Source organism: Actinoplanes italicus (assembly GCF_003001815.1).
GTDB classification, from domain to species: domain Bacteria; phylum Actinomycetota; class Actinomycetes; order Mycobacteriales; family Micromonosporaceae; genus Actinoplanes; species Actinoplanes italicus.
This window is the reverse complement of record NZ_PVMZ01000017.1, coordinates 158,880-183,155: the sequence shown is the minus strand read 5'-3', so window position 1 is coordinate 183,155 and position 24,276 is coordinate 158,880. Positions and strand designations below refer to the sequence as shown.

Here is a 24,276-nt window from a genome sequence, read left to right as displayed (position 1 = left end):
ATGCGGGACATCGGACGGTACGGGCTGTGGGCACCCTGGCGGATCTGGCCCCGTGACGCGGGCGCGATCGCCGAGGCGGCCCGGGAGATCGAGGACCTAGGCTTCACGGCGTTCTGGCAGGGTGGCAGCCCGCGCGACGACCTGGCCGCGGCAGAGGCGATCCTCGAAGCCACCGACCGGCTCGTGCTCGGCACCAGCATCGTCGACATCTGGACCAGTGACGGCGACCGGCTCGCCGCCTCGCACGAGCGGATCCGCGAGCGCTTCCCGGACCGGTTCTACCTGGGCGTCGGATCAGGGCACGCGCCGACCGCCGAGTCGCGCGGGCAGGCCTACACCCGGCCGCTGAGCCGGCTGCGCGAGCTGCTCACCGGCCCGCTGGCCACGGTGCCGAAGGATGAGCGGATGATCGCGGCGCTCGGGCCGAAGACGCTGGCGGCGGCCGGTGAGCTGACCGCGGGCGCGCTGCCGTACCTGATGCCGCCGGCGCACACCGCGGAGGCACGCGGCATTCTCGGGGCCGGGCCATTGCTCGTACCGGAGCAGAAGATCTTCCTCGGTGACGACGCCGTGGCGGCTCGCCGTGCCGGGCGGCTCGCGCTCGATCTCTACCTGTCGCTGCCCAACTACACCAGGCAGCTGGCGCGGTACGGACTGGACGAGGCGGATCTGACCGGCGGCGGCAGTGACCGGTTCATCGACTCGGCAGTGGTCTGGGGCGACGACGAGGCGATCCGTGCCGGGATCGACGCGCACCTCGGCGCCGGGGCCGACCACGTGGCGATCCAGGTGCTGACGAAGGACGGCGGCCCGGCCGGGCTGCCACGCGCGGAATGGCGGCGGCTTGCTGAAGTGCTCGGGCTGGTCAAGCCGTGAGCAGGGCGGCGATCCGGTCGGTGATGGTCCGGGCGGAGTTCACCTCGGTAGTGGTACGGCCCCGGGTGGTGGCGACCGCGATCGCGATGTCCCGCCCGGGCAGGTAGGTCTGGACCGCGGAGTAGCCGGCGAACGACGGACTCTGCTCGATCCAGCCGTCCCGGACGTTGACGCCGAGCCCGTAATGCCGTTCGGCGGTGTGGTGCACGCAGATCGACGCCGGGCACGTCTTGGTCGGCCCGCCGAGGCCGACCGTGCCCGGGTCGAGCATCTCGCGCAGGCCCCGCTCGGAGAGCAGCCGGCCGGTGCCGACGGCCCGCGCCGAGATCTCCAGGTCACAGATGTCCGAGGTGAGGATGGCGCCGGAGGCGGTCGTCCAGGACGGGTTCCAGTAGGTGGAGTCCTCGAACCGGTCGCGCTCGGTGGTGTAGGAGTGCAGGACCGGCCCCGGGATGACGGCACCGTCCTCACTGACCGTGGTGGTGAGGCCCAGCGGGTGCACGATCCGGGTGCGGATCATCTCGGCGAGCGGTGTGCCGGTGACGCGCGCGAGGATCCGGCCGAGGATGACGAAGTTGGCGTGCGAGTAGCTCCAGTTGGTGCCGGGCTCGTACCACAGCGGCCGGGTGAGGGCCAGGTCGATGAGTTCCTGCTCGCTCCATGACCGGAACGGATCGGCGTAGAGCCGGTCGATGAACGGCTGATGGGTCACGTAGTCGGGGTATCCCGAGCTGCTGTTGCCGAGCATGCGCAGCGTGACCTTGCCGGCGCGCGGCAGTTCGGGGAACCAGCGGGCGATGGGGTCGTCGAGTGTGACGGCACCCTCCTCGGCGAGCTGCAGCAGTATGGTGGCCAGGTAGGTGATGCCGACGGCACCGGTGCGGAACCGCATGTCGGTGGTCGCCGGAACGCCGGCCATCGACTCCCCGACGGCGGTGGTGACGATCTCCCGCCCGTCCGCGGAGACCCGCACGATCGCCGCGCTGAGGCCGAGTTCGCGTCTGGCCGCAGCGGTGAGGTCCACGATCCTCGCGGCGGTCCCGTCCGGTCGTGCGGTGGCGGCGCATCCCGTAGCGGGTGTCCCCGCCGCCGGAACCGCGGGCGCCGCCAGCGCGGCGACGATCAACATGGACAGCAGAGCACGTCGCATCTGTCCATTGTCAGCGGCCCCGCGGCGGCTGCGGCGACAATCGCGAAAAGGCGTCCGGCCTGCGGTCCCACGGCAACAATGCCTGGGGAGAATCCGGCGGGGATGGGATGCAGCGCGATGGGGAAGTGGCTTGCGGCGGACGTACCCGAGTGGGTCTCGCTGATCGTTCTGGTGGCCGGGCTGCCGGCGCTGATGCTGTTGCTCGAGTCGCTGGTGCACCGGCGGCTGCCGCACTGGCGCAGCGGGTCGCACAACGACGCCATCGGGATCATGCTCTCCTCCGCGGCTGTCGTGTACTCGGTGGCGATCGGCATGTGCGTGGTGACTCTCTGGGAGAAACGCATCGACGCCCGGGCCTCCACCGAGGCGGAGGCGATGAACCTGGCGGCGCTGGCCGAGGGTGCCCGGGTCTGCGCTCCGGACGTGCGGGCCGCGATCGGCGCCGGGGTGCTGGAGTACAACCGGGACGTTCTGGCGAACTGGGACGTCCGGATCGGTGGCGAGAAGATTCCGGCGGTCGGCGCGGACCTGGAGGCGCTGGGCGACACGATCGGCCGGATCGTCCCGGCGACCGAGGCGCAGGAGGCGTTCGTCTACGACGCCGTGCGGCGGCTGACCCACGCGACCGAGTTGCGGGCCGAGGCGGTCCGCCTGGCACACGAACAGCAGCTGCCGAACGTCGTGTGGATCTCCGTGCTGACCGGGTCCCTGGTCGTGCTGTCGCTCTGCCTGACGTGCGGCATCGGGGACGGCATGCTGCGCCGGGTCCTGGTCGCCGGGGTGGCCGCGACCATCGGGGTCAACGTGTTCCTGGCCGCCGAGCTGAACTATCCGTTCCTGGGTGGTGTCCGGATCGAGCCCGAGAGCTACCAGGACGTGGTGGCCCACCTGGAGCAGCGGGGCTGACGAGCCCGGAGCGGTTACCTCGAAACATGAAAACTATTCACGACACTGCCTAGGCTTGCCACGACCACCCCTCTGACCTGCAAGGACACGGCCATGAGTGTAAGTCAGCTCCGTCGTCCGGATGCCGTCGGCGAGACCCGTCATCGGTCCGAACCGGGCCGCAACCATCCACTCGGGGCCACCCCGGACGACGACGGCGTGAACTTCGCCTTCTTCTCCGAACACGCCACCGGAGTGGAACTACTGATCTTCGAGAACGCCGGTGACGCCGAGCCGGTGCAGACCGTCACCCTCGACCCGGACCGCAACCGCAGCTTCGCTGTCTGGCACGTCTACCTGCGCGGCCTGCGGGCGCCGGCCTTCTACGCCCTGCGGGTCTTCGGCCCCGAGGGAGACGAGGCGCGCGGCCAGGGCCGGCGCTTCGACTCCACGAAAGTGCTCACCGACCCGTACGCCCGCGGGCTTGATCGTGGCCGCTGGGACCGGGGCGCCGCATGCCGGCCCGGTGACAACCTCGCCACCTCGCTGCGCTGCGCGGTCGGCGACGAGCGCGGGTACGACTGGGCGGGCGACCAGCCGCTGAACCGGCCGATGTCCGAACTGGTCATCTATGAGATGCACGTCGGTGGATTCACCCGCTCCCCCGGTGCGGGCGTCGCCCGGCCCGGCACGTTCGCCGCCGTGGCGGAGAAGGTCCCGTACCTGACCTCGCTCGGTGTCACCGCCGTGGAACTGATGCCGGTCTTCGACTTCGACCACACCACGAACAACTTCTGGGGCTACAGCACCGCCGGGTTCTTCGCGCCGCACTCCGGCTACTGCGTGGAGCCGGCGTCGGGCGCGCACGTGACCGAGTTCCGGGACATGGTCAAGGCGCTGCACGCGGCCGGGATCGAGGTGATCCTCGACGTGGTCTTCAACCACACCGACGAGGGCAACCAGCTCGGGCCGCTGTTCAGCTGGGCCGGCCTGGACAACCCCAACTACTACTACCTGCACCAGGCCGACAAGCGGTACTACGACGACTACTCGGGCTGCGGCAACACGCTGATGACCAACCACCCGATCGTGACCAAGATGATCGTCGAGTGCCTGGAGTACTGGGTCCGGGAGATGCACGTCGACGGTTTCCGGTTCGACGAGGCGGCGGTGCTGACCCGCGGGCCGGGCGGGGCGATCCTCGACGAGCCGCCGGTGGTCTGGCAGATCGAGCTCTCCGACACCCTCGCCACCACGAAGATCATCGCGGAGGCGTGGGACGCGGCCGGGGCGTACGAGGTCGGCAACTACCCCGGATACCGCTGGGCCGAGTGGAACGGGCGCTTCCGTGACACCGTGCGCCGGTTCGTCCGCGGCGATCCGGGGCTGCTCGGCGAGGTCGCCGGGTGCCTCGGCGGCAGTGCCGGCCTCTACCAGGCCCGCTCGCACCGGCCGTCCAACGGCGTCAACTTCGTCACCTGCCACGACGGGTTCACCCTGGCCGACCTGGTCGCCTACGACCACAAGCACAACGAGGCCAACGGCGAGGGCAACCGGGACGGCAACGACGACAACCTGAGCTGGAACTGCGGCCACGAGGGCGACACCACCGACCCCGGCATCCAGGCGCTGCGGACCCGGCAGATGAAGAACTTCGCCACCCTGCTGCTGCTCTCCCGCGGCGTACCGATGATCACCGCGGGCGACGAGGTGGCCCGCAGCCAGCAGGGCAACAACAACGCGTACTGCCAGGACAACCCGATCGGCTGGTTCGACTGGAGTCTGCCGGCGCAGAACGCCGGGCTGCTGCGGTTCTGGACCGGGCTGATCGCGCTGCGCCGCCGGCACCGGGCGCTGCGCCTCGACGAGTTCTGGACCGGGCTGCCCGACGAGCGCGGGGTGCCCGACGTGGCCTGGCACGGGACCGAACTCGGCGCGCCGGACTGGAACGACCCGCAGGGCCGGGCGTTCGGGTGCACCATCGCCGGCCTCGACGGCGAACCCGACCTGCATCTGATGATGAACATGCACGACCAGCCGCTGGAGTTCCGGCTCGCCCCGGGGCGTCGCTGGGGGCGCGTCGTCGACACGGCCCTCGATTCCCCGTACGACATCGCCGGACTCGGCGGCGAACAGGCCGTCACCACCGACGGCTATCTGGTCACCGCGCACAGCGTCGTGCTGCTGCGGACCCTCTCTGGAGAAACCTCGTGAACGAGATCGACTTCACCTTTTCCGACCTGGTCGCCGGGTACGTCACCGGCTTCGATCCGGGCACCGACACCGTGGAACTGCGCACCTCCGACGGGCGGCCGTTCGCCGCGAAGCTCACCCCCACCACGGTCGCGGAGATGCTGCGCAACCTCGGTGAGGCGTACGTCGACGCGAGCGCCCAGATGCGCGGCCTGCTGCAGCCCGGCCGGTTCGTGCACGTGTACGGCGTCTTCTACCCCGGCGAGGCGAACGGCACCGCGTTCGAGGCCAAGCACGTGCTGCTGTTCGGCAAGGAGGCCGACGAGTACCGGTTCGAGTCGCCGGACTGGTGGCAGCGACAGGTCCGCGCGATCGGCGACTTCTACCTGCAGGCCGAGTTCGGCGGCCCGGCAACCGCCTACGACTACCGCGGGTACCGCACCGACCTGTCGATGCTCGGCACCAAGACCCAGTCGGCGCGGCAGGAGACCGACACCATCTCCCGCCTGGTGTACGGCCTGGCCACCTCATACATGCTCAGCGGCGGACAGCCCTATCTGGACGCCGCGATCGCCGGCGCCGACTACCTGATGGAACACTTCTGCGCGGTGGACCGCAGCCAGCAGATCGCCTACTGGTACCACGCCATCGATGTGCTGCCCGACGGCAGCGAGCGCAAGATCTTGGCGTCGGAGTTCGGCGACGACTACAACGCCATCCCCTGCTACGAGCAGGTCTACGCGATCGCCGGGCTCACCCAGGTGTACCGGGTGACCGGGGCACCGCGCCTGCGCGAGATCATCGACCTGACGATCAACCTGTTCCAGAAGTACTTCCGGGACCCGGAGCGGGGCGGCTACTTCTCGCACATCGATCCGGTGACGTTCGACCCGCGCAGCCCCGCCCTGGAGACCGGCGGGCACTCCAACGCGGACCGCAAGAACTGGAACTCGGTCGGCGACCACATCCCGGCGTACCTGATCAATCTGTTCCTCGCCACCGGCGAGCAGAAGTACGCCGACATGCTGGAGGACTGCTGCGACACGGTCGTCGAGCACTTCCCCGACTACGACGCCAGCCCGTTCGTGCAGGAGAAGTTCTTCGGCGACTGGAGCAGGGACCTGGAGTACGGCCAGCAGCAGAACCGGGCCATCGTCGGGCACAACCTGAAGATCGCCTGGAACCTGATGCGCATGAACAACCTGCGGCCCAAGGACGGCTACGTCGCGCTGGCCACCAGGATCGCCGACCTGATGCCGGCCGTCGGCGCCGACCCGCAGCGGGGCGGCTGGTACGACATGGTCGAGCGGGTCAAAGCGCCCGGCGAGAAGTTCCACCGTGTCGTGTGGCACGACCGGAAGGCCTGGTGGCAGCAGGAGCAGGGGATCCTGGCGTACCTGATCCTGGACGGCATCCTGGACCGGCCCGAGTACGCCAAGCAGGCGCGCGAGGGCGCCTCGTTCTACAACGCCTGCATGCTCGACACCGGCGCCGGCGGCGTCTACTTCAACGTGCTGGCCAGCGGCGTGCCGTTCGAGCTGGGCGGGGAACGCAGCAAGGGCTCGCACGCGATGGCGATGTACCACAGTGCCGAACTGGGTTACCTGGCCGCCGTCTACGGCAACCTGCTGCGCCGGGAACAGCCGATGGACCTGTGGTTCCAGCCGCGTCCCGGAGCGTTCGGCGCGACCCTCCGGGTGGCGCCCGACCTGCTGCCGGCCGGGCGCACGCAGATCCTGCAGGTGTGGCTCAACGGCCACCCGCACCACGACTTCGACCCGGACGCCATGACGATCACCCTGCCGCAGAGCGACCAGCCGCAGACCGTACGCGTGCGGCTGACCCCGTCCGGCCTGGCGTTCAGCGCCGACCTCACGGGCACCGACGGCGGCCGGGCCGAGATCTCGCTGGCCGGGATGCTGAGCCTGGCCACCCTGCCGGTGCTGCACGAGCGCCTCGACGAGGCACGCCAGGCCGGCTGCACGACGATCACCCTGGACGCCGCCGACCTGAAGCACCTCGACAGCGCGGCGGTACGGGACCTCGCGCTGACCCTCCAGCATTCCGGCTACACCGTCGACTTCGTCAACGCCGGCGGCCAGGTCGCCGGGCAGCTGCGCGACACCGACCTGGTCCACGAACTCGCAACCACGGGAGGCCCCCGATGAAGGTACTGTTCGCCGTCTCCGAATGGGGCTACTGGGGCGAGGAGCTGGTCGGCCCGCTGGAAGCCTGTGACCAGGCCGGATACGAGGTCGAGTTCGTCACCCCGACCGGGGCCCGACCGACGCCGCTCGCGGTCAGCATGAACACCGACTACGCCGACCCGCCGCAGGGAAAGGCGGTGACCAGCGCCGAGATGGCCCGCAAGACCCGGGACCTGGACGCCACCGACCGGCTCGACAAGCCGCACGACCTCGCCGGGTGGCTGCCGGAACGGCCGTACCCCAGTTCGCCGGCCTATCTGCGCGACAGCGAGGAGTACTACCGCAAGGTCGAGCGGGTGGTCACCCACGACCTTCCGGCGTACGACGCGCTCGTGATCGTCGGCGGCAGCGGCGCCATGGTCGACCTGGCCAACAACCAGCGCCTGCACGAGCTCATCCTCGGGTTCGTCCGCCTCGACCGGCCCGTCGCGGCGGTCTGCTACGGGGTCGCGGCGCTCGCGTTCGCCCGTGACCCGCTGCGCAAGCTCAGCATCATCCGCGGCAAACGGGTCACCGGCCATCCGATCGACTACGACTACCACGACGGCACCGGCTTCGAGGGGCCGCACGCCGTCGACGGCTCCAACTCGGGCTTCGGCGACGGGTACGTCAACTTCGGGCCGCCGTTCTATCCGCTGGAGTACATCCTGCGCGACGCGGTCGGGCCCGAGGGCGAGTTCATCGGCAACGTCGGGCACGTCGAGTCGGTGATCGTCGACCATCCGTTCATCACGGCCCGGTCCACCGAGTCGTCGGTCGGCTGCGGCCGGGCGCTCGTCGATGTGCTCGGCCAGGGACTACGGCGGTACGGCTGGTGAGCGGGACACTTGCCGGGCACAGGATCGCGGTGCTCGTGGAGAGCGACTTCTACGAGCACGAGATCTGGTACTACTCGTACCGGTTCCCGGAGGAGGGCGCCGAGCTGCACTTCCTCACCCGGTTGTGGGGCCAGGAGTCGATCACGTTCACCGGCCACGAGTACAAGGCGCCGTTCGTCTGCGCCGAGTCGTTCGAGGGCATGGACGACGACGCGCTGCGCTCCTACTCCGCGATCATCGTGCCGTCCGCCATGGTCAGTGACCGGCTGCGCTACAGCGAGGACCTGAGCAAACTGCCGCCGGCCACCGACTTCGTGCGGCGGGCGTTCGCCGAGCCCCGGATCGTCAAGGGGATCATCTGCCACGGGCTGTGGCTGCTGTCGCGGGTGCCGGAACTGGTCCGCGGGCGGCGTCTGACCTGCCATCCCAATCTGTACGGCGACGCGCTCAACATGGGCGCCGAGTACGTGGACTCCGATGTGGTGGTCGACGACGACCTGGTGACGGGGCGTACCGGCGCGCAGGCGGGGCTGTTCGCCCGTACCGTGATCGAGCGGATCCACGCGCGGGCCGCCGTGCCGGCAGGTGTCTCATGACCGCGACCGCCGCCCGCACACCCGCCGCGACCACGTTGCGCACCGGCCACCGCCGCCTGCTGGAACAGCTGCGCGCCGACGGGGTCCGCCACCTGTTCGGCAACCCCGGCTCCAGTGAGGAGGGTCTGCTCGACGAGGTGGCCCGGTTCGACGACATCGACTACGTGATGGGCCTGCAGGAGGCCGCGGTCGTGTCCACCGCCGACGGTTACGCGCAGGCCACCGGCCGGCCCGCCGTGGTGCTGCTGCACAGCGGGGTGGGCCTGGGCAACGCGGTCGGCAGCCTCTACCACGCCCTGCACCGGCAGACGCCGATGCTGGTGATGGCCGGGGAGGCCGGGGTCGCGTACGACGCCCTCGAGGCGCACATGTCGGTGAACCTGGTCGACGTCGCGAAACCGGTCACCAAGTACGCCACCCGCGTCACCCATCCGGACAGCCTGCTCCGGCTTGTCCGGCGGGCGCTGAAGGTGGCCGCCACCCCGCCGCGCGGGCCGGTGTTCCTGGCCGTGCCGCAGGACGTCCTGGACCAGCTCGCCGACGAGCAGGTCGTGCCGACCGCGGTTCCCGACACCCGGGTCCTCCCGGAGCCGGGGGCGATCCAGGCCGCGGCCCGGCTGCTCGCCTCGGCCCACACGCCGGTGATCCTGGCCGGTGACGGTGTCGCGGCGAGCGGCGGCAGCGAGGAGCTGGCCCGCTTCGCCGAGATCTGGGGCGCCGTGGTCCACGGCGCGATGGCCTCCGAACTCGTCATGCCGTGGACCCATCCGCTGTGGGGCGGCCTCACCGGTCACATGTTCGGCACCGACAGCGCCGAACTCGTGTCGCACGCCGACGCGGTGCTGATCTGCGGCACCTATGTGTTCCCGGAGGTGTTCCCGGACCTGGGAAACCCGTTCCGGCCCGGCACCGCCGTCGTGCACGTCGACCTCGACCCGTACGCGATAGCCAAGAACCATCCCGTGACCGCCGGGATGGTCGGTGACCCGCGGCTGACGTTGCGGGCCCTGACCGCCGCGATCGAGGAGGCGATGACCGAGCCGCAACGGCACGCCGCGGCCGAACGGGTCCGCCGTCGTGCCGCGTCCCGCGCGTCCGCCCTGGACAAGGCGCTCGCCGACGACGTGGGAGCGGGCGGGGAACCGCTGCAGATGACAGCCGTCGCGGCCGGGCTGGCCGCTCTGCTGCCGGAGGACGCGGTCATCTTCGACGAGGCGCTGACCAACTCGCCGGCACTGACCCGGTGGCTGCCGCCGACCAGGCCGGGGCACTTCTTCCAGACTCCCGGCGGCACGCTCGGCGTCGGCATCCCCGGCGCGATCGGCGCGAAACTGGCCCATCCCGAGCGTACGGTCGTCGGCTTCACCGGCGACGGCGGCGGCATGTACACCTGCCAGGCCCTGTGGACCGCCGCCCACCACGGCATCGCCGCGAAGTTCGTGGTCTGCCACAACGGCGGCTACCAGCTGCTGAAGGACAACCTGGTGCGCTACCGGCGCGACCGCGGCGATCACCCGGGCGGCGCCTTCCCGCCGTTCTTCGACGTCCGCGGGCCGCGCGTCGACTACGTGGCCCTCGCCGCTGCCATGGGTGTGCCGGCGGCCCGCGTCGCGCACGGCAACGACCTGCCCGCCAGCCTGGCGAAGATGCTCGACCACGACGGCCCGTACCTGCTGGAGGCCGTCCTCGACGACCCTGGAGACGACTCATGACAACGAAGTCCGAGACGCTGTCCGACTCGGTGTCGGCGTTCGCCGCACTGTGGTTCGGCTACCTCGACGTGCACGCACCCGAGCAGCAACTGGTGGACTGTCTGGCCGACGACGGCCTCGTGATGGTCTTCCCCGAGCGCACCCTGCGCTCGGTCGCCGAGTTCCGCGACTGGTACGCGACCGTCTGCCTCGCCTACACCGACGAGACGCACGTCATCGAGGAGATCACCGCCACCAACGAGGGCGACCACATCGAGGCGAGCGTGGTCGTCATCTGGCGGGCCACCCAGACCTCCGACGGGTCCCGGCTGCAGATGCGGGCCCGGCAGACCTGGGAGCTGCGCCACACTGCGACCGGCCTGGTGATCAGCCTCTACCGCGTCGACGAACTGGCCGCGATGTGAGCACCCAGGACGATCTCACGCTGGTACGGAAGGTCAGCGACGCCGTCAACGACCGCCGCTACGACGACATGGACGCGCTGTTCGCACCGGACTTCGTCGACCACAACCCGGCCTGGGACGTCGACAACCTGCAGGCGCTCAAGGGCCTGATCAAGGGGGCGCAGGAGGCGCTCGACTTCCGGGCCGGACTGGACGCCCTGTACCCCGCCGACGACGGCCGGGTGGTCATGCAGATCACCTTCACCGGCCGCCACGTCGGCCCGATCTTCGGGGTCGCGCCGACCGGCAGGGACGTCAGCTGGACCAGCATCGAGGTCTACCGCATCGAGAACGAACGGGTCGCCGAGCGCTGGGTACAGGCCGACACGGCCGGGCTCATGCGCCAGGTCGGCGTCCCGCTGCCGAGTTGAGGGAGCCGACGACATGGACACCAGGCAGGTCATCGACCGCTACTACGAGCTCGCGAACGCCGGGGAATGGGACGACTGGTGCGACCTGTTCTCCGCCGACACCCGGATGGACGAGCAACTCGCCGGTCACGTGGAGGGGCGGGAGACGCTGCGGGCCATGATGAAAGGCTTTCCGGAGACGTACGCGAGCTTCGTGAACCGGCCGCGGCACGTCGTCGTGTCCGATGCCACGGCCGCTGTCGTGTCGCACATCTCCGGCCGTACGCGGCACGGTTCCTCGGTGGAGGCGGACGTGTGCAACTACTTCGAGGTCACCGACGGGCAGATCACGTACATGGCCAACTTCCACGACACGGTCCCGTTCGGGCCGGCCCTGAGCGGGAAGTGATGGCTGCCCCGGTGGTGGCGGTGCAGTGGGCGCACGTCGGCCTCAACTGCCGCGACCAGCAGGCGACCGAACGGTTCTACCGGGACGTGTTCGGGTTCCGGCGGGCCCGGGTGGTCCGCGCCGGCGGCACCGACGTCGTGTTCCTGCGGCAGGGTGACGTGCACCTCGAGCTGTTCGACGCGGCCGGGCAGCAGCCGGAGACGTTCGACGCCGACGGGCCGCAGCACCCGGGGATGGTCCGGCACCTCGCGTTCCAGGTCGACGATCTGGAGGCGTTCCTGGCCGGTGCCCCCGGCGACCTGGACGTGTCGCTCGGGCCGCTGGCCTTCGACGAGTTCATCCCGGGCTGGCGCACCGTCTGGGTGAAGGATCCCGACGGCGTGATCGTCGAGATCAGCCAGGGCTACACCGACCAGCCGGGAGCCGAACTTCTCAGGTGACGCCCCTGCTACCCGATTACACCCGAGACGGTGCCGGGGTGGAGGGAGCGACGTGACGAGAACGCGGCCGCGCGCCCTGGGCGCCCACCCGACGACCGACGTCGTGCCGATCTGGGTGGGCGCCCCGGTCATGTTCCTGGCGATCTACGGACTCGGGGTGTGGGGGCAGCGGCACGGCGCGGTCCTGGGCTCGCCGCTGCTGCTCGCGACGCTGACCACGGTCTTCGCCGCGACCGGCAGCGTGCGGATCCAGCGGTTGCTCGGTGGCGGGCACCTGCACAACCGGGCCGCGCTGCGGCTCGTGCTCGCCACCGGCCAGATCGGTGTGGTGCTGGCCGTCGCGGGCTGGGCGTTCCTCATGCCCAGCGCCGTGATCCTGATCGGCACGCTGCACATCGGCTGGTCCGGCTCACGCACGTGGCGTACGGCGGCCGTGGTCACGGTGGCGGTGACCGTGGTGGTGCAGGTGGCCGTACAACTCGGGATCGCCCCGTCGGTGGTGGAACCGTCCCACGCGCACCTCGCCGCCGCCGTCAACCTGCTCCTCGCCGGTTTCGGGCTGAGCAACCTGGGACTCACGGCCGCCCGGGTCGAGCGTGCCGGACGGAAACTGGAGCGCGCCGAGGAACGGTACCGGGCGCTGGTGCAGGACTCGTCGGACGTGGTGGCGGTGATCGACGCGAGTGGCCGGCTCACCCACGTGAGCGCCGCGGTCCGGCATGTGGGCGGCTGGGACGCCGAGGACCTGCTGGACACCGCCTACCTGGACCTGTTCCACCCCGGCGACCGGCCGCGGATCACGGCGGCGCTGGCCGCGATCACCGAGGCGGGCGCCGACAGCCAGGCCCGGCTGGAGTCGCGGGTCGCGCACCGGGACGGCACCTGGCACTGGCACGAGGTGACGCTGCGCAATGCGCTCGATCATCCGGCCGTGCGCGGTGTCGTCTCCAACCAGCGCGACATCAGCGACCGGCGCGCCCAGCAGGACCGGCTCGCCCACGCGGCGGCGCACGATCCGCTGACCGGGCTGCCGAACCGGGCCGAGGTGCTGCGGGTGCTCGAGACGCGGCTGCGCGACGCCGTGGACGACGGGTCGGTGGCGTTGTTCTTCATCGACCTGGACGGGTTCAAGGCGGTCAACGACGGGCACGGTCACGCGGCCGGAGACACGCTGCTGGTGGCCGCCGCCGGACGGCTGCGCGCCGGGCTGCGCGACGGTGATCTGCTCGGCCGGCTGGGCGGCGACGAGTTCGCCGCCGTGCTGACCGGTGTCACCGACGCGGACGACGTGCACGTCCGGGCCGCACGGCTGATGGAGGACATGTCCCGGCCGTTCGACCTTCCGGATCAGCGGGTGTCGATCGGCGCGAGCATCGGGGTGGCGCTCGGCGGGCCGGGCACGGCCGCCGACGATCTGATGGCCGCCGCCGACGCCCGCATGTACGAGGTCAAACGCGGCATCGGTCCCCTCACGCTGAGGGGACGGCGGCCGTCAGGCTGAAGTCGTGGCTGATGTCGGCGGCGGTGCGGAGCAGTTTGGGCAGGTGGTCGTCGAGGAGCGTGTCGACGGACGTCTCGGCGGCGTGGACGGTGACGTTGACGGCGGCGATCACGTTGCCATGGCCGTCACGGACGCCGGTGGCGACCGAGCGGATGCCGGGCGCCAGGTCCTGATCGGCCAGCGCCCAGCCCTTGGCGCGGACCTCCCGCAGCGACGCCTCCAACTCGGCGGCGTCCGGCCGCCAGCGTGCGGTGATGCCGGAGCGGGACGCCTCGGCGAGGACGTCCGCGACGGTCGCCGGTGGCAGGGCCGCGAGCAGGACCTTTCCCATCGAGGTGGCGGCCGCGGGGAAGCGGGTGCCGATCGTCACGGCCAACGTCACGATCTTGGGTACGGCCACGCGCGCCACATACACGATGTCGCTGCCGTCGAGCTGCGCCATGGACGTCGACTCGCCGGTCTGCGCGACCAGTTTCTCCATGTGCGGGCGGGCGACCTCCCACATGTTCAGCGAGTTGACGTACGCCATGCCCAGGTCGAGGACCCGTGGGGTGAGCGCGTAGCCACGGCCGGCGCCACGCACGTACCCCAGGGTCTCGAGGGTGATGAGGATTCGCCGGACCGTGGGCCGGGCGAGTCCGGTGACGCCGGCGATCTCGCTGAGGGTCATCGTCGGGACGCCGGGCCGGAAGGTGCGCAGGACGTCGAGGCCGCGGGCGAGCGCCTCGATGAAGTCGGGACCCGTGCCCCTTCCGGTGTCAGTCATCCCGTCAATGCTTTCATTCCGTCGTTTCCCCGGCGTAGTCGGTGTACTGGTACGGGTTGTCGAACAGCTCGGCCTGCGGCAGGTCCGGGTTCTGGCCGTTCCGCCAGGCCTCCTCGCCGAGAGTCTCGCGCAGGTACGAGACGGTGGCGTCGACGCGTGCGCGGGCGGCCGCCAGGTCCAGGCCAACCAGCTTGCCGTCGCGTTTGACGACCTTCCCGCCGACCAGGACGGTGTGCACGTCGCCGCGCTGGGCCTGGAACGCGACGTGGCCGTAGGGGTGCAGGATCGGGAACATCGCGGGGGACGCGTCGTTCTTGATCAGCACGACGTCGGCCTTGCGGCCCTCGGTGAGGGCACCGACCTGGGAGTCCATGCCGAGGGCGCGGGCGCCGCCCCGGGTGGCGAAGTCGACGACGTGTTCGGCGCGCAGGTGGTGGTGGGTCACGGTCTCCTGTTTGGCGTGGGCCTCGAGGTGCTCGCGGGAGCGGTCGGCGCTGAGCGTGGTGCGCATGGCGGTGAACAGGTCGCCGCTCCACCAGACGCTGGTGTCCATCGACAGCGACACCGGCACGCCGTAGCGGCGCAGGGCCCAGGTGGGCGGGTAGCCCTGGCCGGCGCTCTGCTCGCTCTCGGTGGAGACGCTCACCGAACCGCCCGTGGCGGCGATCCGGTGGTACGAGTCGGCGCCGAGCGTGGTCGCGTGGACGTACACGGTGCCGGGGGTCATGAAGCCGTTCTCGTACATCAGGCGGATGCCGTCGTCGTTGGTGGCGCCCCACACCCCGGCGTGGGTGGTGACGTTGACGCCCAGTTCGCGGGCCACCTCGAAGGCGGCCTTCTCGGGGAACGCGGGGTCGCCGGTGACGTCGAAGGCGAGCTGGAAACCGGCCAGCTTCCCGCCGTCGATCCGGCGCCGGTGGAAGTCACGGAAGCCGTCGGAGGTGCTCCACTCCCACGGTCCCTGCTGGATGTTGCCGTAGGCGAGGACGAACCGGCCGGGCACCGCCTCGAGGGCGTCGACAGCGGCGTCGGCGTGCTGCGGCGTCTGCAGGCCGTGCGACCAGTCGACCGTGGTGGTGACGCCGGCGTCGAGGGCCTCGATGGCGCCGAGCAGGTTGCCGGCGTGGATGTCCTCGGGCCGGAAGTGCTTGCCGTGTTCCAGGTAGTACCAGACGAAGTACTGCGTGAGGGTCCAGTCGGCGCCGTAGCCGCGCATCGCGGTCTGCCACATGTGCCGGTGGGTGTCGATCATGCCGGGCATCACGATGCCGCCGGACGCGTCGATCACTTCGGCGTCGTCCGGGGCGCTGAGTCCGTGACCGACCCCGGCGATGCGTCCGTCGATCACTAGCACATCGGCGCCGGGGAGCACGGTGTGCGCGTCGTCCATGGTCAGGACCAGTCCGTTGCGGATTATCACGGGTCTTTCGACGCTCATCTGCACCTCTTTCGGACTGCTGTCCGCTGAGCGGTCAGCGCTGTTTCGACAGCGTCTTCCTGGTCACTTCCGATGTCAAGCATTTGTTTCGGCGCCGTGTCCGGGTGGTTGACAGCGGCCGTGCGAGCAAGCAGTCTGATTCAGCGGACAGGTGTCCGTAGAACGGGCGGTAACTGATGGCAGGGCAAGCCAAGGGGCCACTGGACGGTCTGCTCGTCGCCGACTTCTCGCGGATCCTCGCCGGGCCGTACGCGACGATGCTGCTGGCCGACCTCGGTGCGCAGGTGATCAAGGTGGAGGGTCCGGGCGGGGACGACACCCGCACCTGGATGCCACCGGAACGCGACGGCGTCTCCACCTACTACCTGGGGATCAACCGCAACAAGCGTTCGATCGCGCTCAACCTCAAGGACGCGGACGACCAGGCCGCCGCCCGCGAGCTGGCCCGGCGCGCGGACGTGCTGATCGAGAACATGCGGCCCGGCGGTCTGGCCCGGTTCGGTCTCGACTACGAGTCGGTGGCGGCCGGCAATCCCGGAGTCGTCTACGCGAGCATCAGCGGCTTCGGGTCGGGGGCGGGCGCCGCGATGCCCGGCTACGATCTGATGGTCCAGGCGATCTCCGGGCTGATGAGTCTCACCGGGGATCCGGACGGCTCGCCGTACCGGGCCGGGATCTCGGTCTTCGACGTCATGGCCGGCCTGCACGCGAGCATCGGTGTGCTGGCCGCCCTGCACCGGCGCGCCGAGACCGGCCGGGGACAGCACGTCGAGGTCAACCTGCTCAGCTCGGCACTGTCCGGGCTGGTCAACCACTCCAGCGGGTACGTGGCCGGGGGCACCGTGCCGTACCGGATGGGCAACGCGCACCCGAGCCTCTTTCCGTACGAGCCGCTGCCGGTCTCCGACGGCGAGCTGATCGTCATCGCCGGCAACGACGGCCAGTTCCGCAAGCTCTGCGCGGTCCTCGGGCTCGACGGGCTGCCGGAGGATCCGCGATTCGGCCGCAATCAGGACCGTACGGCCAATCGCGAGCAATTACGGCCGATCCTGGTGGAACGCCTCGCCACGAAGACGCGTGACGAGTGGTTCCGGGAGCTGATGGCGGCCGGGGTGCCGTGCGCGCCGATCAACACGATCGACGGCGGCGTCGCGATGGCCGGGGAACTCGGGCTCGATCCGGTGGTCACCGTGGGCGGTGTGCCCGGCGTCCGCAATCCCATCCGGTTCTCCGAGACCCCACCGAGGTACGAGCTACCGCCGCCCGCACTCGACGAGCACGGTGAGGAGATCCGCGCATGGCTGACGAACTGAGTTTCCCGACCGGCCTCGGCACGTCGACACCCGACACCATCTCGCTGCTCGGTCAGGATCTGGCGGCCGACCTGATGGGGAAGGTGGGGTTCGGGGAGCTGGCGTTCTGGCTCGTCGCGGGCCGGCGGCCGAACGCCGGTGAGGTGCGGCTGTTCGAGGCGGTGCTGGTGGCGCTGGCCGACCACGGGTTCACGCCGACGGCGATCGCGGCCCGGCTGACGTATCTGTCGGCGCCCGACTCGCTGCAGGGGGCGCTCGCCGCCGGGCTGCTCGGCGGCGGGTCACGCTTCCTGGGCGTCACCGAGGACTGCGGCCGGTTCCTCGCCGAGACGCTCGCCGCAACCGCCGGCTCCTCCCGGGACTTCGACGCGATCGCGCTGGACGCCGTCCGCAACGCCAAGGCTTCGGGACGCTTCGTGCCCGGGCTCGGGCACCCGGTGCACAAGGAGGAGGACCCGCGCACTCCGGTCCTGATCCGGATCGCTCGTGAAGAGGGCGTCTACGGGCCGCACCTCGAGCTCTTCGAGGCCGTCGGCCGCGTACACCCGCAGGTCCTGAACCGGAAGTTGCCGTTGAACGGCGCCGGGGTGTGCGGTGCCGCCCTCGCCGATCTGGGACTCCCGGTCGAGATGCTGCGTGGTTTCGCGCTGCTGGCGAGGGCCGCCGGCCTGCTCGGGCAGATCGCCGAGGAGCGCCGCCGCCCGATCGCGAATCAGATCTATCTGACCGTCGACCGTAACGCCGTCTACGAACCCTGATCCCCCGGAAAGGACTTCCATGGCCACCATCGTCGCGGTCGTCGCCTCGACGCATCATCCGTTCTACTACCGTGCCAGCACGTCGACGGGCGCGGACCGGCCGCCGTTCGCCGACGAGTGGACGCGCAAGATCCTCGCCTTCCGGGAGACGCTGACGCGCGCCAATCCGGACGTGCTCGTCATGGTCGGATCTGATCACTTCCATCAGCTGTGGCTCGACAACATGCCGCAGTTCCTGGTCGGCAAGGCGCCGTTCTACGACGCGAACTGGTACAACGAGGAACGCGAGTTCGGGCTGCCGCGGATGACGCTCAAGGGCCACGAGGACCTGTCGTCGCACATCCTGCGCAACGGCCTCGACGAGGGCTTCGACCTGGCGTTCAGCAACGAGCTGCGGATCGACCACAGCATCACCTGCCCGATCATCACGCTGCGGCCGGAGGCGGACCTGCCGATCGTGCCGATCTACACCAACATCTTCGCGCCGCCGCTCCCCCAGCCGTCCCGCTTCGTGCAGCTGGGCTCAGCATTGAGGAAGATCATCGAGCAGTGGCCGTCACACCTGCGGGTCGCGGTGATCGGAACCGGTCACTTGTCGCTGGAGCTGGGCGGGCCACGGCAGTTCGGGCCGCACGGGCCGGACCCGGCGTTCGACGAGAAGGCGGTCGGCTGGATCGCCAACGGCGACCTCGACGGCTGCCTGCGCGAGGTGACGCTGGACAGTCTGCACTCGCCCGGCAACGCCACCCACGGGTTCATGGACTTCATGCTGATGATGGGCGTCGCCGGGGCCGGCGTGAAGGCCGACCACGTCGACACGCTCGACCTGTTCCACACGATGGAGGCGTACTTCACCTGGTACCCGTCGGGTGTGCCCGGCATTTCGGGGAGGCTCTCATGAGCAAGTACCTGCTGAACAAGTTCCTGTTCACCGTCGACCGCGACCCGGAACTCGTCGAACGCTACCGGGAGGCGCCGCGCGAGCTGGTCACCTGGTGGGAGGCGACGATGGCCAACAGCCTGCTCAACTGCCACGACGGCGAGGACAGTACGTGGCTCGCGTTCACCGACGACGAACGCGACGCGCTGATCGCCCGCGACCACGTGCGGCTGTTCGCGATGGGTGCGCACCCGTTCCTGGCGCTGACGCTGTTCATCGCCGTGTTCGAGCGCGACAACACCGAGCCGCTGGAGTACCAGAAGGCGTACGGGGCGGCCCTGTCCGGGTACACGCTCCCCTACCCGGACATCGCGACGTGATCGAGGCCGCGGTGCTGCGCGAGTGCGGCCGGCCGCCGGTGATCGAGCGGCGGCCCGCGCCGGTCGCCGCCGACGGGCAGGTCGCGATCACCGTGGCCGCCGTGCCGATCACCCCGCTCGACCTGCTGTGCGCGTCGGGGACCAGCTACTTCGGGACGCCCGCCACGCCGTACGTGCCGGGGGTGCAGGGGGTCGGCCACCTCTCCGACGGCACGGCGGTGTGGTTCGCGACGAGCGCCGGGATGCGGCCCGGCGACGGCAGCATGGCCGGGGCCGTCGCCGTCCCGGCCGGCGACGTCGTCCAGTTGCCGCCCGGTGCGCCGCTGGAGCTGGTCGCGGCCCTCGGGCTGTCCGCCGTGGCCGCCCACGAGGCGCTGCACGCGGCCGGCGACCCGGCGGGCCGCGACGTGGTGGTGCTCGGCGCGGGCGGGGTGGTCGGGCAGGCGGCGATCCAGCTGGCCCGGCTCGCCGGCGCCCGGACGGTGATCGCCGTGGCCCGCTCCGCGGAGGCTCTGGCCTGGGCCGCCGACCTCGGCGCAACCGTCACGCTGCCGCTGACCGAGGTGGACCGGCTGCCCGCGGCCGACCTGGTGATAGACCCGATCTTCGGTACCGCGGCGGCGGCCGCTCTGCGTGCTCTGCGGCCGGGCGGGACGCTGGTCAACCTGGGCTCGGCGGCCGGCGCGACGGCGCCGATCGACTCGGCGGTGCTGCGCGGCGGCTCCCTGCGCGTCGTGGGCTACACCAACAACTCGCTGACACCCGCGCGCCGGGAGGCCGTACTCACGAAGATCGCGGAGAACGCCGCGGCCGGCCGCCTTTTGGTGACCCACCGCCCGGTCCCGTTCGCCCGGGTCGCCGAGGCCTGGAACACGCCCGGCCGCACCGTCCTGACGTTCTGACCCGACCGTCTAGGCGGCGATGCTCTCGGCGTCGTGCGCCGGGCGGTACAGGTTGATCGCGTCGGGTGCCATCGGACGGCCGAACAGGTAGCCCTGCGCGTAGCGGTACCCGAGCCGGTGCAGCTCGGCGGCCTGCTCAGCGGTCTCCACGCCCTCGGCTACCGCCCGCAGCCGCATCCCGTCGGCGATGGTGAGCAGCGCGGCCACGATGACCGCCTGCTCACCGCCCTCGGTGACGTCGTCGACGAACGACTTGTCGACCTTCAGAATGTCGGCCGGGCAGGTACGCAACAGGCCGAGCGACGAGTGGCCGGTGCCGAAATCGTCGAGCGCGATCTTCACGCCCAGCGCGGCGATCGCTTTCAGCTCGTCGAGCGCCGTACCACCGTCGAACACCGCCGTCTCGGTCACCTCCACGGTCAGCAGGCCCGGCGCCAGCCCGGTGCGCCGCAGCACCGCGTCGACCTCCCCGGCGAACCCGGCCTCGCGCAGCTGGCGGGCCGACACGTTGACGGTCACCGTCCGGGGCGCGGCGTCACCTAGTTCCTCCTGCCAGCGCGCCGCCTGACGGCACGCCTCCTCCAGGATCCAGGCGCCGAGCGGCACGATCAGCCCGGTCCGCTCGGCCGCCGGGATGAACGCGCCGGGCCCGACCGGGCCGCGGTCCGGATGCGTCCACCGGACCAGCGCCTCCACCCCGAACAGCTCGCCGCCGGGCAGGCAGACGATCGGCTGGTACAGCAGGTGAAGCTGGTCGGTGTCGAGCGCGCTGCGCAGATCGGCGGCCACCCGGGACTGCTCGGCGGTCCGCTGGTCCATCCGGTCGTCATAGACCACGTGCCGGCCCTTGCCCTGGCTCTTCGCCTCGTACATCGCCACGTCGGCGCGGCGCAGCAGCTCGTCGGCGGTGTCACCGGCCTGTGCCGGGGCCAGACCGATGCTCGCCTCGACGACCAGCTCGTGGCCGCCCGCGTGCAGAGGGCGGCGCAGGTCGGCGGCGATCGTGGCGAGCGCCGCCGTGTGGTCGCCGCGCAGCAGCAGGGCGTACTCGTCGCCGCCGAGGCGGGCCACGACACAGCCGGCCGGCAGCCGCTCCGAGACCCGCTCGCCGACGGCCGCGAGCAGCGCGTCGCCGACCGGGTGCCCGAGGTCGTCGTTGATCGCCTTGAAGTCGTCCAGGTCGATCAGAGCGACCGTGACGTCCGACGGGTCCGTGGCCAGCGCCGCGGTGATCTCGGCGACGATCACGGTACGGTTCGCGAGGCCGGTCAGACCGTCGTGACCGGCCCGGTACGCCAGCTCGCTCTGGCGCGCGTCGAGGTCGTCGAGCAGCCGCGCGTTGTCCCGCAGCGCCACCACCTGCCGTGTCGCGACCAGCAGTGTGACCACGACCGAACCGGTCGCCACCGCCGTCAGGTCGGCGGCACCGCCCGACGCGCCGTACATCAGCAGCGCGGCGGTGGCCAGGACCGCCGTGTACGGCATGATGCTCGGCCGCCGGGACAGCGGCCGCTCCGCCGGGCGCCCGGCCAGAGCCGCCCGCAGCTGACGGTCCGCCGCCAGGCAGACCAGCAGGCTCGTGGTCGGCAGCAGCACATGCCCGGTGTTCAGATAGGGCCGCTCGGCCAGCAGCGGCGCCATCGCCCCGCCGATCGCGCCGACCGCACCGGTCAGCCCGAGGATGTGCAGCGCACGGCGGTCGATCGGACCGGTGCCGGTGAACGACAACTTGACGAAGGCCAGCATGCCGATCCCCGCCGCGGCTCCCAGGACCACCACCGAGGCGGCACCGGCCGCGCTGCCGTGGGTCCAGCTCTCCCAGCGGGGCAGCACCAGATGCCAGCTGAAGGTCAGCACCATCACCACCATGGTGGCGACGTCCAGGCCGAAGCGGGTCCACTCCATCCGGGTGCGCCTCGCGCCGGGGATCCGCAGCAGGCCGAGCAGCATCAGCAGCAGGCCGCCGACGTACAGGGCCGCGCTGAGCGGACCGATCTGCTGGCCGGGCAGTTCGCCGCTGTAGAAGTCACGGGCGGCGGACGCCGAGGCCAGGCCCATCCCGACCATGCCGGCCGAGACGTACCGCCAGAAGGTGTGGCCGTCGGCCCCGGCGCGCCAGGAGATCACGATCGCGAGCGGGACGGCGAACAGCAGCAGCGCCCAGCCGGCCGCCGGCGGGGTGGGCCGGAACAGGCCGATCAGGAACCACACCCACGCGACCGCGTCCACGGCGATGGCCGCGGTCAGCAGGCGCGTGAGCCGCCACGGGGGGACGACAGCCTCCTTCTCCACGATCACCTCATCGGCCGCGCAGGCGTGTCAATGAGAATCACCGGCCGAAAGACGTCAGAGCAGCGTCGCGAGACGGCCGAGGACCGGACGGGCCTCCAGGTGCAGGCGCGCGACGTTGACGCCACCGTCCCCGACCACGGCCAGCAGCGCCAGCTCGCCGACGGCGTAGACCACGAGGCAGCCGTCCCGGTTGCGGATCGTCACCTCCTGGAACGCTCCCTGGCCCAGCGCCCCGCCGCAGGTGCGGCTGATGCCGTGGGCGGCCGCCGCCATCGCGGCCACGTCGTGCGGCTCTCCGGACGACCGCGAATCGTGCAGGATCAGCAGCCCGTCGACCCCGGCGATGATGCAGCCGGTGACGCCGACCACCTGATGCCGCAGGCCGGCGAGTTCCATGCGTAACGCCCGCCGCGGGTCCGCGGCCGCGTCGAACCGGACCGCCACGGGCTCCGGAACGGCGTGCCGCGGGGCCAGCCGGCTCGGCAGGCCGCCGTTGGGGCTGGTCATACGTCCAGGTCCGCCTCGATCTTGCGCAGCTGATGGCGGGCCAGGCCGAGATTGGCGCGGCTCTTGTTCAGCGCCAGGTAGAGGAAGAGGGCGTCGCCGGTGGTGCGGGAGCGGAGCAGCCGGATCAGGTGGTACTGCGAGTCGAGGGTGATCAGGATGTCCTCGATGCCGTCGCGCAGGCCCAGCAGCTCGAGGGCCCGGATCTTGGCGCGCACCACGTCGGTGTTGGCGGCCGCGGCGACGGTCATGTCCATGACGCCGTCACCGCCGAGATAACCGAGGGTGAGCCCGCTGGTGTAGTCGACGAGCGCGACGCCGATGGCGCCTTCAAGGCCCATGCACTCCTTGAGAGCGGTTTCGATGTTCGCCACGAATCCTCCAGGTCGAGTGCGCGGGTAGGCGCGCCGGTCGCGTGCCGGACGCCGGGAGGGCCAACCCTGGCACAGGGAACTTGCTCCGGGGAACAACTGAGCTCGAGGCCGACCTTAAGATCGTTTCAACCAGCACCGTTCGGCTCGAATCCGGCTCGGCCGTCCGGACCGTCTCAGATGGCGGAAAGCCCCAGCGACACCGCAAACCCGGCAACCACGAAAGGCCCGGTCAAAACCCCTTCCACCTCGTACGCCTCCGGCAGCAGCGTGTTCGACAGCATCGCCAGCAGCGCGCCGGCGGCGAACGCCTGCACCAGAGCACCGGTGAGATCATGCGCCGGATCGAGCAGAGCGTAACCGGCCATCGCCGACAGCCCGGACACCAGCACCACGGCCGACCACATGAGCAGCACCCGGCCCTGCGGCCACCTCGCCTCACGCAGCCCGCTGGAGGAGGCCATCCCCTCGGGCAGGTTCGAGAGCACGATCCCGGCCAGCAGGGCGATACTGACCTGCCCCTGCAGGACCGTCAGGCCGAGCACGAACGATTCGGGGATCCCGTCGAGCACCGACCCGAGCACGATGGCCAGCGGCGAACCCGACGCCTGCGCGCCCTCGGAGTCCTTACGCTCGCCACCGCCGCGCCGGCTCAGCAGCCAGTCACCGAGCGTGAAGGCTCCGGCACCGATGAGCACGAACAGCGCGACCCCGGCAACCGACCGCGTCTTGAGCGCCTCGTCGATGAGCTCGAACGACACCGACCCCAGCAGCAGGCCGGCGCCGAGCGCCATCACCGTGGCGATCAGGCGCCGGCCCGGCCGCAACCGGAACGCGACGAGAGCGCCGACGAGCAGCGCCGACGCGCTGACCGCGCCCCACAGGAACGCCTCCCCCACGCAGGTCGCCCCCTCCATCGCGGACCTCGGTTGCGGGCTCCAACCCGGTTCGAGCCCTCGGTGCAGCCTGGTTCGAGCCCTCGGTGCAGCCTGGTTCGAGGCCCCGGTCCACGCCTCACCCGTGGCGGATGGGCGTGTAGGGTCGTCGTCAGCGTCGCGTGCCGGTGGCAGACCGTGTCAGGCATGGAGGCGC

24 protein-coding genes are annotated in these 24,276 nt (G+C 70.9%); 17 read left to right on the top strand and 7 right to left on the bottom strand.

Annotated elements, in window-relative coordinates; translation table 11 throughout:
- Window positions 1-876 carry a TIGR03620 family F420-dependent LLM class oxidoreductase gene (locus CLV67_RS34425; RefSeq protein WP_106325990.1) on the top strand — a complete coding sequence of 292 codons (876 nt, stop codon included), beginning with the start codon at window positions 1-3 and terminating at the stop codon, window positions 874-876.
- Here the strand turns inward: CLV67_RS34425 and CLV67_RS34420 are convergent.
- Window positions 866-2,026: a serine hydrolase domain-containing protein gene (locus CLV67_RS34420; RefSeq protein ID WP_106325988.1), complete on the bottom strand. Its 1,161-nt coding sequence runs from the start codon at window positions 2,024-2,026 to the stop codon at window positions 866-868. The two genes, CLV67_RS34425 and CLV67_RS34420, sit on opposite strands and share 11 nt — an antisense overlap.
- 117 nt (window positions 2,027-2,143) lie before the next feature.
- On the opposite strand from CLV67_RS34420, the gene CLV67_RS34415 reads away from it, so the two are divergent.
- From CLV67_RS34415 to CLV67_RS34370, 11 genes are all read left to right on the top strand, one after another.
- The gene (locus CLV67_RS34415; protein WP_170154103.1) at window positions 2,144-2,932 is read left to right on the top strand and encodes a bestrophin-like domain; all 789 of its coding nucleotides are present in this window, start codon (window positions 2,144-2,146) and stop codon (window positions 2,930-2,932) included.
- Between the two features lie 93 nt (window positions 2,933-3,025).
- A complete protein-coding gene (gene glgX / locus CLV67_RS34410; protein ID WP_106325984.1) occupies window positions 3,026-5,125 on the top strand; it encodes a glycogen debranching protein GlgX in 2,100 nt (699 codons plus the stop codon).
- Entirely contained in the window at window positions 5,122-7,272 is a 2,151-nt protein-coding gene (locus tag CLV67_RS34405; RefSeq protein WP_106325982.1) for an AGE family epimerase/isomerase, read from the top strand. The genes glgX and CLV67_RS34405 overlap by 4 nt, the downstream gene beginning before the upstream one ends.
- A complete protein-coding gene (locus CLV67_RS34400; protein ID WP_106325980.1) occupies window positions 7,269-8,129 on the top strand; it encodes a type 1 glutamine amidotransferase domain-containing protein in 861 nt (286 codons plus the stop codon). Before CLV67_RS34405 ends, CLV67_RS34400 begins: the two co-directional genes overlap by 4 nt.
- Window positions 8,126-8,725, top strand: a complete 600-nt coding sequence (locus CLV67_RS34395) for a DJ-1/PfpI family protein (protein ID WP_106325978.1) — start codon at window positions 8,126-8,128, stop codon at window positions 8,723-8,725. The genes CLV67_RS34400 and CLV67_RS34395 overlap by 4 nt, the downstream gene beginning before the upstream one ends.
- Entirely contained in the window at window positions 8,722-10,437 is a 1,716-nt protein-coding gene (locus tag CLV67_RS34390; RefSeq protein WP_106325976.1) for a thiamine pyrophosphate-binding protein, read from the top strand. Before CLV67_RS34395 ends, CLV67_RS34390 begins: the two co-directional genes overlap by 4 nt.
- Entirely contained in the window at window positions 10,434-10,841 is a 408-nt protein-coding gene (locus CLV67_RS52855; protein ID WP_203737123.1) for a nuclear transport factor 2 family protein, read from the top strand. The genes CLV67_RS34390 and CLV67_RS52855 overlap by 4 nt, the downstream gene beginning before the upstream one ends.
- On the top strand, window positions 10,838-11,251 hold the full coding sequence (locus tag CLV67_RS52850) for an ester cyclase (RefSeq protein WP_203737122.1): 414 nt from the start codon (window positions 10,838-10,840) through the stop codon (window positions 11,249-11,251). The genes CLV67_RS52855 and CLV67_RS52850 overlap by 4 nt, the downstream gene beginning before the upstream one ends.
- Before the next feature lie 13 nt (window positions 11,252-11,264).
- Window positions 11,265-11,639 carry a nuclear transport factor 2 family protein gene (locus CLV67_RS34380; protein WP_106325972.1) on the top strand — a complete coding sequence of 125 codons (375 nt, stop codon included), beginning with the start codon at window positions 11,265-11,267 and terminating at the stop codon, window positions 11,637-11,639.
- Window positions 11,639-12,079, top strand: coding sequence for a VOC family protein (locus tag CLV67_RS34375; protein WP_106325970.1), 441 nt, complete (start codon window positions 11,639-11,641; stop codon window positions 12,077-12,079). Before CLV67_RS34380 ends, CLV67_RS34375 begins: the two co-directional genes overlap by 1 nt.
- Window positions 12,080-12,131: 52 nt before the next feature.
- Window positions 12,132-13,580 carry a GGDEF domain-containing protein gene (locus CLV67_RS34370; RefSeq protein ID WP_106325968.1) on the top strand — a complete coding sequence of 483 codons (1,449 nt, stop codon included), beginning with the start codon at window positions 12,132-12,134 and terminating at the stop codon, window positions 13,578-13,580.
- Here the strand turns inward: CLV67_RS34370 and CLV67_RS34365 are convergent.
- A complete protein-coding gene (locus CLV67_RS34365) occupies window positions 13,549-14,346 on the bottom strand; it encodes an IclR family transcriptional regulator domain-containing protein (protein WP_106325966.1) in 798 nt (265 codons plus the stop codon). The genes CLV67_RS34370 and CLV67_RS34365 overlap by 32 nt on opposite strands.
- A gap of 13 nt (window positions 14,347-14,359) precedes the next feature.
- Window positions 14,360-15,784 (bottom strand): amidohydrolase family protein, encoded by a 1,425-nt coding sequence (locus tag CLV67_RS34360; protein WP_106325964.1) that lies wholly within the window; start codon window positions 15,782-15,784, stop codon window positions 14,360-14,362.
- A gap of 176 nt (window positions 15,785-15,960) precedes the next feature.
- On the opposite strand from CLV67_RS34360, the gene CLV67_RS34355 reads away from it, so the two are divergent.
- The 5 genes from CLV67_RS34355 to CLV67_RS34335 are packed head-to-tail and all read left to right on the top strand — an operon-like array spanning window position 15,961 to window position 20,017.
- Entirely contained in the window at window positions 15,961-17,097 is a 1,137-nt protein-coding gene (locus CLV67_RS34355) for a CaiB/BaiF CoA transferase family protein (RefSeq protein WP_106325962.1), read from the top strand.
- Window positions 17,082-17,855, top strand: a complete 774-nt coding sequence (locus CLV67_RS34350) for a citryl-CoA lyase (RefSeq protein ID WP_106325960.1) — start codon at window positions 17,082-17,084, stop codon at window positions 17,853-17,855. The genes CLV67_RS34355 and CLV67_RS34350 overlap by 16 nt, the downstream gene beginning before the upstream one ends.
- Window positions 17,856-17,874: 19 nt before the next feature.
- Complete coding sequence (locus tag CLV67_RS34345; protein ID WP_106325958.1) at window positions 17,875-18,756, top strand: DODA-type extradiol aromatic ring-opening family dioxygenase; 882 nt, start codon at window positions 17,875-17,877, stop codon at window positions 18,754-18,756.
- Complete coding sequence (locus tag CLV67_RS34340) at window positions 18,753-19,115, top strand: hypothetical protein (RefSeq protein WP_106325956.1); 363 nt, start codon at window positions 18,753-18,755, stop codon at window positions 19,113-19,115. Before CLV67_RS34345 ends, CLV67_RS34340 begins: the two co-directional genes overlap by 4 nt.
- Window positions 19,112-20,017, top strand: a complete 906-nt coding sequence (locus tag CLV67_RS34335; RefSeq protein WP_106325954.1) for a quinone oxidoreductase family protein — start codon at window positions 19,112-19,114, stop codon at window positions 20,015-20,017. Before CLV67_RS34340 ends, CLV67_RS34335 begins: the two co-directional genes overlap by 4 nt.
- Before the next feature lie 9 nt (window positions 20,018-20,026).
- Here the strand turns inward: CLV67_RS34335 and CLV67_RS34330 are convergent, their stop codons facing one another.
- The 4 genes from CLV67_RS34330 to CLV67_RS34315 form a co-directional block, all read right to left on the bottom strand.
- A complete protein-coding gene (locus CLV67_RS34330; RefSeq protein WP_146169398.1) occupies window positions 20,027-22,309 on the bottom strand; it encodes a putative bifunctional diguanylate cyclase/phosphodiesterase in 2,283 nt (760 codons plus the stop codon).
- A gap of 54 nt (window positions 22,310-22,363) precedes the next feature.
- Window positions 22,364-22,816, bottom strand: a complete 453-nt coding sequence (locus tag CLV67_RS34325) for a roadblock/LC7 domain-containing protein (RefSeq protein ID WP_106325950.1) — start codon at window positions 22,814-22,816, stop codon at window positions 22,364-22,366.
- The gene (locus CLV67_RS34320) at window positions 22,813-23,187 is read right to left on the bottom strand and encodes a hypothetical protein (RefSeq protein ID WP_106325948.1); all 375 of its coding nucleotides are present in this window, start codon (window positions 23,185-23,187) and stop codon (window positions 22,813-22,815) included. The genes CLV67_RS34325 and CLV67_RS34320 overlap by 4 nt, the downstream gene beginning before the upstream one ends.
- A 173-nt stretch (window positions 23,188-23,360) precedes the next feature.
- Complete coding sequence (locus tag CLV67_RS34315; protein ID WP_146169397.1) at window positions 23,361-24,101, bottom strand: ZIP family metal transporter; 741 nt, start codon at window positions 24,099-24,101, stop codon at window positions 23,361-23,363.
- Window positions 24,102-24,276: the final 175 nt, after the last annotated feature.